2 protein-coding genes are annotated in these 1,601 nt (G+C 70.7%); both read left to right on the plus strand.

Features of this window, described 5'->3' with window-relative positions:
* Positions 1-661 (plus strand): ATP-binding cassette domain-containing protein (locus KBX39_RS30735; RefSeq protein WP_210873899.1); only part of this gene is annotated, 661 nt, incomplete at its 5' end.
* Positions 658-1,512: an ABC transporter permease gene (locus KBX39_RS30740; protein ID WP_187692618.1), complete on the plus strand. Its 855-nt coding sequence runs from the start codon at positions 658-660 to the stop codon at positions 1,510-1,512. The genes KBX39_RS30735 and KBX39_RS30740, both read left to right, overlap by 4 nt.
* Positions 1,513-1,601 lie beyond the last annotated feature (89 nt).

Here is a 1,601-nt window from a genome sequence, read left to right on the forward strand (position 1 = left end):
GGACCGCGCCGACCAGCTGCTCGCCGCCTTCGGGCTGACCGAGGCCGCCGGGCGGCAGGTGAAGAAGTACTCCGGCGGGATGCGGCGGCGCATCGACATCGCCGCGAGCATCCTCAACACCCCGGATCTGCTGTTCCTGGACGAGCCGACCACCGGGCTGGACCCGCGCAGCCGCAACCAGGTGTGGGCGATCGTGCGGGCGGTGGTGGCGTACGGCACCACTGTGCTGCTGACCACGCAGTACCTGGACGAGGCGGACCAGCTCGCCGGGCGGATCGCGGTGGTCGACCACGGCCGGGTGATCGCGGAGGGCACCCCGGGCGAGTTGAAGTCGTCGGTCGGATCCGGCAGCGTCCACATCCGGCTGCGCGATCCGGGGCAGCGGCCCCAGGCCGAGAAGGTGCTGCGGGCGGCGCTGGGCGTACCGGTGCAGCTCGACACGGACCCGGTGGCGCTGACCGCCCGGGTCGGCGAGGACGGCACCGACCTGGAGGCGAGCGCGCAGGCCGCCCGCGCGCTCGGTGAGCTGGCCGGCGCCGGCATCGTGGTGGACGACTTCTCCCTCGGCCAGCACAGCCTGGACGAGGTCTTCCTGTCCCTGACCGATCACCCGGCCGTCCCGGCGGACGAGCGGGACGACGAGCTGGAGGCGGCGCGATGAGCGACACCGCGATCACCACCGGGCGCGCGCCGTCCGTCTACGTCCCGTCCGCCGAGGCGCTCGCCACGGTGCTCGCCCCGGCGGAACGGCCGGCCCGGCCGAGTCCGCTCGCCGCGTCGCTGACGTTCGGCTGGCGGGCCCTGCTGAAGATCAAGCACGTGCCGGAGCAGCTGTTCGACGTGACCGCGTTCCCGATCATCATGGTGCTGATGTTCACGTACCTGTTCGGTGGCGCGCTCGCCGACAGCCCGCGTGCGTACCTGCAGTTCTTCCTGCCCGGCATCATGGTCACGAGCGTCGTGATGATCACCATGTACACCGGGGTCGGGCTGAACAACGACATCGAGAAGGGTGTCTTCGACCGGATCCGTACGCTGCCGGTCTGGCGGCCGGCCGCGTTGGTCGGGATGATCTTCGGGGACGTGCTGCGCTACGTGCTCGCCGCGGTGGTCATCCTCTCGGTCGGGCTGGTGCTCGGCTTCCGCCCCGACGGCGGGCTGCTCGGGGTGCTGGCCGGGATCGGGCTGCTCGTGGTCTTCTCGTTCGCGTTCTCCTGGGTGTGGACGTTCTTCGGCCTGGTGCTGCGCAGCGAGAAGTCGGTGATGGGGGTCAGCATGATGGTGCTGTTCCCGCTGACGTTCCTCAGCAACGTGTTCGTGGAACCGTCCACCATGCCCGGTTGGCTGCAGGCGTTCGTCAAGGTCAACCCGATCACCCACCTGGTCGGCGCGGTCCGCGCGGCGATGGCCGGCTCGATGGACGGCACGAACACGATGTGGTTGCTGCTCTGGAGCGCCGGTTTCGTGGCCGTCTTCGGCACGCTGACCATGTACCGCTACAACCGCCACTGACCGCCCGCCGGGGTGGCGGGACCCGAACCCGCCACCCCGGCGTACGGCAGGTCAGAGCCGCCAGGACACCGGTTCGGGCGGCAGGTAGC

The organism is Micromonospora sp. D75 (assembly GCF_018070405.1).
Classification (GTDB): domain Bacteria; phylum Actinomycetota; class Actinomycetes; order Mycobacteriales; family Micromonosporaceae; genus Micromonospora; species Micromonospora chalcea.

Coding starts and splice junctions, on each gene's coding strand:
- KBX39_RS30740 (WP_187692618.1), top strand. CDS start 658: ATGAGCGACACCGCGATCACCACCGGGCGCGCGCCGTCCGTCTACGTC.